6 protein-coding genes and 1 pseudogene are annotated in these 8,323 nt (G+C 47.0%); 5 read left to right on the top strand and 2 right to left on the bottom strand.

Annotation, left to right across the window (positions count from 1 at the left end; all coding sequences use genetic code 11):
- Window positions 1–403: LysR family transcriptional regulator (locus H6S82_RS10625; RefSeq protein ID WP_191056207.1), on the bottom strand; the 403-nt coding region annotated here is incomplete at its 3' end.
- 201 nt (window positions 404–604) lie between these two features.
- Between H6S82_RS10625 and H6S82_RS10620 the strand changes: the two genes are divergently transcribed.
- From H6S82_RS10620 to ndhD1, 5 genes are all read left to right on the top strand, one after another.
- Window positions 605–1,318: an NnrU family protein gene (locus H6S82_RS10620; protein WP_199315112.1), complete on the top strand. Its 714-nt coding sequence runs from the start codon at window positions 605–607 to the stop codon at window positions 1,316–1,318.
- 180 nt (window positions 1,319–1,498) lie between these two features.
- Entirely contained in the window at window positions 1,499–1,882 is a 384-nt protein-coding gene (locus tag H6S82_RS10615; protein ID WP_190462005.1) for a thioredoxin family protein, read from the top strand.
- Window positions 1,883–2,154: 272 nt separating this feature from the next.
- Window positions 2,155–4,242: an NAD(P)H-quinone oxidoreductase subunit 5 gene (locus tag H6S82_RS10610; protein ID WP_190462007.1), complete on the top strand. Its 2,088-nt coding sequence runs from the start codon at window positions 2,155–2,157 to the stop codon at window positions 4,240–4,242.
- Window positions 4,243–4,346: 104 nt separating this feature from the next.
- Window positions 4,347–4,499 (top strand): hypothetical protein, encoded by a 153-nt coding sequence (locus tag H6S82_RS10605; RefSeq protein WP_190462009.1) that lies wholly within the window; start codon window positions 4,347–4,349, stop codon window positions 4,497–4,499.
- A complete protein-coding gene (gene ndhD1 / locus H6S82_RS10600; RefSeq protein ID WP_190462011.1) occupies window positions 4,496–6,091 on the top strand; it encodes a photosynthetic/respiratory NAD(P)H-quinone oxidoreductase subunit D1 in 1,596 nt (531 codons plus the stop codon). The genes H6S82_RS10605 and ndhD1 overlap by 4 nt, the downstream gene beginning before the upstream one ends.
- Before the next feature lie 134 nt (window positions 6,092–6,225).
- Here the strand turns inward: ndhD1 and H6S82_RS10595 are convergent.
- Window positions 6,226–8,323: pseudogene (locus tag H6S82_RS10595) on the bottom strand (hypothetical protein); the annotation flags it as partial.

The following is an 8,323-nucleotide window of genomic DNA, read 5'->3' as shown; positions in this document are numbered from 1 at the left end:
GGGTGGAGTGAACGTGCAATTGTACTGACACATCCGGATACTTTTGTCGGAACAAGCCGATCATACGGGGCAGCAAGTATGTCCCCGTTGTCTGAGATGCCCCGACAATCAAAGTGCCACCCTGGAGATTTTGGAGATCTTCTATGGCGCGACAAGTTTCTTCACAAAGTGATATTATTCTTTCGCCATAGCTGAGCAGGCGATGACCTGCTTCGGTGAGTTGTGCCCGTCGGCCCCCTCGGTCGAACAACGGCACATCCAACTGCCGCTCTAAGTTTTGTACCTGCAAGCTCACGGCGGGTTGCGAGACATAAAGACTGTCGGCAGCGCGTTTGAAGCTTCCCTCAGCGGCGATCGCTTTGAGAATACGCAACTGATCTAGTGTGAAAGGAAGGTCAGACATACTGGCTTACCAGAAAGGTGTAAGGAGCCTTGGGCCGAAAAACTATGAATATTCCGGTTGTAATTGGTGCTGATAGCGATTTACCGTTGTGATGCCTCTGCTGAAATCGAAATTAACATAACAAGGGATCGGTTCCACTGAGAATATCTCTGACATGAGCTGTGCGGGAATCCGTTTGAGTTGAATTGCTTAAGTAATATGATGTCATTTGCTTGGCTGACTTCGAGCCATTTCATAATACTGGGGTTGCTTTTGGGTTTTGCGATCGCCCATAGCGGTTTGGCTGCTTTGCGGCAGTGGGGCGAAAAAATGATTGGGCCCAGAGCTTATCGCATCCTGTTTGCCAGCGTCAGCCTACCTCTGGCCGTCGCGACGATCGTTTACTTTTTTAACCATCGCTACGATGGACTGCAATTGTGGCAGGTACAGGGCGTTCCCGGAGTTCAGCCTCTAGTATGGTTGCTGTCGGCAGTTTCGTTTGTGTTTCTTTATCCAGCCACGTTTAACCTGTTGGAAATTGCCGCGATCGAGAAACCCCAAGTTCATCTTTACGAAAGCGGTATCATTCGCGTCACCAGGCATCCCCAAATGGTAGGACAAATCATCTGGTGCGTTGCACACACGCTCTGGATCGGCACCACTTTCACCCTATTTACATCAATAGGTTTGATTTTGCATCATTTATTCGGTGTCTGGCATGGCGATCGCCGCCTCCTGTCTCGCTACGGCGAAGCATTTGCCGCCGTAAAAGCCCGTACCTCTGCAATACCCTTTCTTGCGATCGTCCAAGGTCGTCAAACTTTACAATGGCAAGAATTTATTCGTCCAGCCTATCTTGGGGTAGGTGTTTTTGTTTTGTTACTGTGGTATTGTCACCCTCTTCTAATTCAAGCTACTGCCCGTGTCAACTGGTGATGGGAATAAAGTAATCAAAGGGGAAAGCAAGAAAGTTTTCTTCCTTTCCTGTCTCCTGTTTCCACTCTCGATAATTATTTTTTGTCACCATTTGCGATCTCTATCGTCAGACGATCCCGAATCGATGTAACATGATCCCAACTGCATATCAAACCCATATAAACCATAGCTTGAGGGATCATGCTGTTGTCGGTTAACGAGCGGACGTTTTCACAAGAAGTTTTAAAATCTCCCACTCCGGTGCTGGTTCATTTTGCAGCTCCCTGGTGTGGTTTGTGTAAGCTGATTACCCCCCAATTAAGTCGATTTCAAGCAAAATTGGGCGAAAAAGTCAAGGTAGTGTACGTTAACGCTGATGAAAATTTTAAAATTTCTCACAGTTATAGACTGACAACACTGCCAACGCTGATTTTATTTGTAGATGGTGAAATCGCCTATCGTTTCGATTGCTTCCGGAATCGGGACGATCTTTCTGCGGTACTGGAGTTGATTTCCCTCGGTTGTGCAGAGCATAGCAAGCAGCAACGGTTGCAGCCGATCGAATATCAACATTTCTCTGCCTAATTTGCCCCGATAGCAAGTCAAATATTTAAAATATCCCACCCTGGTATATTAGGGTGGGATATTTTTCGGTCATGGTAACCGATTGCATAACTAATGCGAAAAGCGGGCTTTTTTGAAGCAAAAATTTCATGACTGCGACTCGGACATCCCAAAAAACTAGGTTTTTTTAAGATTTGGCCTAACTCGTGGCAGAGATGAACCAATCCTGCGTGTGCCACAATTATTAACGGTTTTGCCAACTAGAGAGAACAACTTTAAAGTAGACATCTGTGATGGAACCGATCTATCAGTATGCTTGGGTAATACCCGTCCTGCCGTTGTTAGCGGCTATGTTAGTCGGCATCGGCCTGATTTCATTTAACAAATTTACTAACCAGCTGCGGCAGTTAAATGCCGTGTTTGTGGTATCTATGCTAGGCGCGGCAATGGTTTTGTCCTTTGCCTTGTTCTGGAGTCAATTTCAAGGCCACGAACCCTACACCCGTACCCTGGAATGGGCAGCAGCTGGTAATTTCCACCTCACAATGGGCTATACGATCGACCATCTGACAGCCCTAATGTTGGTCGTCGTGACCACCGTAGCCTTCCTGGTCATGGTCTATACAGATGGCTACATGGCTCACGACTCAGGTTACGTGCGCTTCTACGCCTATCTGAGCTTGTTTAGCTCATCCATGTTGGGTTTGGTGGTGAGCTCCAACTTGGTGCAGATTTATATTTTCTGGGAACTCGTCGGGATGTGTTCCTATTTGCTGATCGGATTTTGGTACGATCGCAAAGCCGCAGCCGACGCCTGCCAGAAAGCATTTGTCACCAACCGCGTCGGCGACTTTGGTTTGCTTCTGGGTATCCTGGGCTTATACTGGGCGACCGGTAGCTTTGAGTTTGATGTCATTGGAGCTAATCTACAAGCTTTTGTAGAATCTGGTTATCTCAGTGCAGGTTTGGCGGCGCTATTTGCAATTTTGGTATTTATGGGCCCAGTCGCCAAATCCGCGCAAGTACCCCTACACGTTTGGCTACCGGATGCGATGGAAGGCCCAACGCCGATCTCCGCCCTCATCCACGCCGCCACGATGGTCGCCGCTGGTGTATTCCTGATTGCGCGGATGTACCCGGTGTTTGAAGGCATACCGTCGGCGATGAATGTCATCGCTTGGACAGGTGCAGTGACAGCCTTTGTGGGCGCAACTACTGCGATTACCCAAAATGACATCAAAAAAGGTCTCGCCTATTCCACTATGTCCCAGTTGGGTTATATGGTGATGGCGATGGGAGTAGGTGCTTACGGTGCTGGATTGTTTCACCTGACAACTCACGCTTACTTCAAAGCGATGCTGTTTTTGGGATCTGGGTCGGTGATTCACGGTATGGAAGCAGTCGTCGGTCACGATCCGGCTTACGCTCAAGATATGCGGATGATGGGCGGTCTGCGGAAATATATGCCCATTACTGCGATTACCTTTTTGATCGGCACTTTGGCGATTTCCGGTATCCCGCCTTTTGCAGGTTTTTGGTCAAAAGACGAAATTCTGGGTTCTACTTTCCAAGCTAATCCAGTTCTGTGGGCGATCGGCTGGTTGACTGCTGGGATAACTGCTTTTTATATGTTTCGGATGTATTTCACCACCTTTGAAGGTAAATTCCGAGGTAAAGATGAGAATGTCCGCAACAAGATTAAAGCAGAAGTTTTACAAAGTCAGGGCTTGGCTTTTGGCCCAGGTGCCATGAATCCCCAAGAACTGACTGTCGCAGCAGCTCACGGTCACGATGACGGCGAATCACACGAAGGTCATCACCACAGCGATAAACCGCACGAGTCACCCATCACGATGACTCTGCCGCTGATGGTTTTGGCAGTTCCTTCTATACTGATTGGTTTGGTGGGAACGCCTTTTGGCAATTACTTTGAGGAATTCATCCATCCGGCGACTGAATTAGCTACAGAGTTACACGCAGAAGCCGGACACGAAAGTTTGTCGGAATTTCTGGTGATGGCGGGTACTTCTGTGGGGATATCCTTAATTGGGATAACGGTAGCTACTTTGATGTACTTGCTGGCTAAGATCGATCCGAGTGAGATCGCTGCCAAAATCCCCTCTCTCTACAAACTGTCCAAGAACAAGTGGTACTTTGACGAAGTTTACGATTTGCTCTTCATTAAAGGTAGCCGCCGCTTAGCTAGGGCAGTTATGGAAGTCGATCTCAAAGTCGTCGATGGTGCGGTCAACTTGACCGGCTTGGTGACACTCTTAAGCGGTGAAGGTCTGAAATATTTTGAAACGGGCCGCGCTCAATTCTACGCTCTCATAGTCTTTGCCGCAGTTCTCTTAGGAGTAATTTTCTTTGGTGTGACTTGATCGTAGGGTTGGTTTTTTAGGGGCGGGTGCGATCGCAATGTCAGCTTTACAGCAGTAACATTTCGATCGACCGCCCTATTTTAGTTTTGAGTGGAGGAGTAGTTTTGAGGACACACTTTGGAATTAAATCCAAAGAAATATACTTATCTGCCTGTTTACAACTCAAAATGGTACGGGCAGGACACTGCGGTGTACCTACTCAACTCCAAACTCATCATTCTTCCAGACTCGGTATTTCCAAACTTGAGTGGCAATGAATACAGCTAATTTTCCTTGGCTGACAACCATAATCTTATTCCCCATTGCGGCGTCCCTTCTCATCCCCATCTTGCCTGACAAAGACGGCAAGACGGTGCGTTGGTATGCGCTGATTGTAGGGCTGATTGATTTTGCACTGATTGTTTACGCTTTCTACACCGGGTACGATTTATCCGAGCCCGGTCTGCAACTGGCAGAAAGCTATGCCTGGGTGCCTCAACTCGACTTGAATTGGTCGGTAGGTGCGGATGGTCTATCCATGCCCCTGATCATTCTCACAGGCTTCATGACCACGCTGGCAACTTTGGCAGCGTGGCCGGTTACTTTGAAACCAAAGCTGTTTTACTTCTTGATACTGGCGATGTACGGCGGTCAAATCGCCGTGTTTGCCGTTCAGGATATGCTGCTGTTTTTCCTGGTGTGGGAACTGGAATTGATTCCTGTTTATCTGCTACTGGCGATTTGGGGCGGCAAGAAACGTCTCTATGCGGCTACTAAATTTATCCTTTACACCGCTGGTGGTTCGCTGTTTATTTTAGTGGCAGCGCTGGCGATGGCCTTTTACGGCGATAAAGTAACTTTCGATATGAGAGCTCTCGCCGCTAAGGACTTCGCCCTCAATTTCCAATTGTGGATGTATGCCGCGTTCTTTATTGCCTACGCTGTCAAACTTCCCATTATTCCTTTCCATACCTGGCTACCGGATGCCCACGGTGAAGCAACCGCGCCAGTGCATATGTTGCTGGCTGGTATTCTCCTGAAAATGGGTGGATACGCCCTGCTGCGGATGAATGTGGGCATTCTTCCCGACGCCCATGTGGTGTTTGCCCCGGCTTTGGTGGTTTTAGGGGTTGTCAATATTATCTACGCGGCGCTAACTTCTTTTGCCCAGAGGAATTTGAAGCGCAAGATTGCCTATTCGTCAATATCTCATATGGGATTTGTGACGATCGGTATGGCTTCTTTTACTAATTTGGGCTTAAGTGGTGCCGTTTTGCAAATGGTTTCCCACGGTTTGATCGGCGCTAGTTTGTTCTTCTTGGTGGGGGCGACATACGATCGCACGCACACCCTGATGTTAGATGAAATGGGCGGCGTCGGTCAGAAAATGCGGAAGATTTTCTCTATGTGGACTGCTTGTTCTCTGGCATCTTTGGCGCTACCGGGAATGAGCGGTTTTGTGGCAGAGTTGATGGTATTTATTGGCTTTGCGACCAGCGATGCTTATAATTCCACTTTCAAGGTGGTGATCGTATTCTTGGCCGCAGTTGGTGTAATTTTGACGCCAATTTATCTGCTGTCTATGCTGCGGGAAATTTTCTACGGCCCGGAAAACAAAGAGTTAGTGGAACACGAGGCTTTGGTCGATGCGGAACCGCGAGAAGTGTTCATTATTACTGCTCTTTTGGTGCCGATTATTGGCATTGGTTTCTATCCCAAAATGCTGACTCAAATGTATGATGCTACTACAGTGGCTTTGACGACAAGACTTCGAGATTCTGTACCTAGTTTGACTGAAAAACAACAAGCAACTGATACACTGCCAACAAATTTGAAAACTGTGGCGATTGCACCTGAAATTGGCGATTAATATCGCGCAAATTTGAAGTGTGTAAAATTAAAAAAGCCCCCACTGTGGGGGCTTTTTTGTAGGGTGTAAAAAAAATGAGGTAAATGAAGCAAAAATCTGCTTATTACCTGATGGTTAAGTTAATGGCTCAACTCCTAAACAACAGTGAAATCATTTACCGTGATGCTGGTAGCTTGAATCCCATTGAGAGTTGCTAGAAGCTCATCAGTACTTGTAATTTTAACTAAAGTATTGTTCCAGTTAACATCAGTACCTTGGATAATAGAAAGTTGCTGGAACGTCAATCCACCCGATAATCCCAGAACATCTTGACTATCTGTAAAGTCACTAATGGTATCAGTTCCTTGTTCTTGTGCTAATACGAACAAATCTGCACCGCTACCCCCATTCAAACTGTCATTGCCAGCACCACCAGTTAGGGTATCATTACCTGCAAAACCATTAATGGTATTATTTTCAGAGTTTCCTGTCAGGATATCCGCAGAATCAGTACCATTAATTACGGTGAGCGGTGCTTGCTGTACAGGAATAAATTCGATGTAATCGACCCGCGCATACTCAGCTTGGTTTGCTAGTCCTTGGATTTGAATTGTTGCGCCTTGGTTAATGGATAAAGCCGTAGCAATCTTTTGAGTGACGGCAGATTGGTTATCGGGACTAGCACTACCCAAATTTTGGTTGAGGGTACGTTGGTCTATTTGAGTACCTGCGATCGAAGTTGTCAACTGTGCTTGTCCGTCATTTTCGTCAAAATACCGGAGAAATACATCATAACTGCCACTGACACCCGTAAAGGTTGTGCTGGCGATGCCAGAAGTAGCCCCGCTTTTCGGAAGACCGATTGCCTTGCTGCTGGAAGCAGCGGTATTTGACTCTACCAGGTAGTTAGTCAGCTGCATACTCTCAGCTTCTATACGGACAGTTCCGTTAGACTGAGGTACGCTCACTTGAAATGTACCTAGATTTCCGCCACTAATAAAGTTGCCGCTAGTATCTTTAACTTGGTTTGCTTGCAAAGCTACAGTGTAATTGCCGTTATCTAAGGCATCCCAACTGCCACCGAGAGGATTAAGACTGTAAGTAGCAGTGCGGATAGCGCCATTGGTGTTGCTGTCAAGGCTGACAAAAGTTGCCAACTGATTAAAACCGTTTGGGCCAGTGACGCGCAAGTCGCTGCTATCCAAACTGGAAATATCGACAGCTTGGTCATCAGTGTAAGTAACTGTGAAAGTGTAGGCACTATTGCTGGTATTTGTGATGTTTGTGGCAGATAACGTTGCTGTCGGGGCCCTGACATCACTGGCCGCAGGTGCTGTACCGGCGGCCAGGAATTCGATATAATCTATCCTGGCAAACTCACCACTGTTGGCGATGCCTTGAAGTTCGATCGCTGCACCTTGGTTGATAAATAGTCCAGAAGCGATCGTTTTTGTCACTGCCGTTTGACTGACAGCGCCAGAATTACCCAAGTTTTGGTTGAAACTCCACTGTACTATTTGAGTACCGCCAATTTTTGCGCTTACACTTGCTTGTCCATCGTTTTCGTCAAAGTAGCGAACTACTACGTCATATATACCGCTCGCACCGCTAAAGTTGCTCGTTACTTTACCGCTTGAGCTACCCGATGAAGCTAAACTGATTAACTGACTGTTGGAAGCAGCAGTATTTGATTCAATCAGGTAGCTTGTCCGCTGCATATTCTCAGCTTCCATACGGATGTTTCCGCCAGACTGAGCCAGATTTACTTGGAAATTTCCCAAATTTCCGCCAGGGAAGAAGTTGTTGCTGTTATCTTTAACCTGGTTGTTTTGTAGAACTACAGTATAAGTGCCATTGTCGGCTGTATCCCAAGTACCTCCCGGAGCGTTGATGCGGTAAAAGCCGGTGACTGCACCGTTGCTTTGATTAACTCCTGTAAGGGTCGCGAGTTGGTTGAAGTTATTTGGCCCAGTTACCCGAATGTCGTTGTTGTCGATACTAGATAAGTCTATACCGTCCTCATCTGTATAGGTAACAGAAATAGTGTTCGTGGTGCCGCTGGCTTGTGTAATATTAGCGGCAGAGAAGCTTGCGTTCGAGTAGGGAATAAATTCTACGTAATCTATTCGTGCATACTCGCCCTGGTTTGCCGTTCCTTGGATTTCGATCGCAGTTCCCGGATTTAAGGATATTCCCGTGGCAACTGTTCGGCGTAACTTTGTTTGGCTATTCGCAGAGGCATTGCCCAAGTTT

The sequence above is a fragment of the Planktothrix sp. FACHB-1355 genome (genome assembly GCF_014748295.1).
Lineage (GTDB): Bacteria > Cyanobacteriota > Cyanobacteriia > Cyanobacteriales > Aerosakkonemataceae > Aerosakkonema > Aerosakkonema funiforme_A.
The sequence above is the reverse complement of the archived record's forward strand: the minus strand, read 5'-3'. Positions and strand labels throughout refer to the sequence as shown.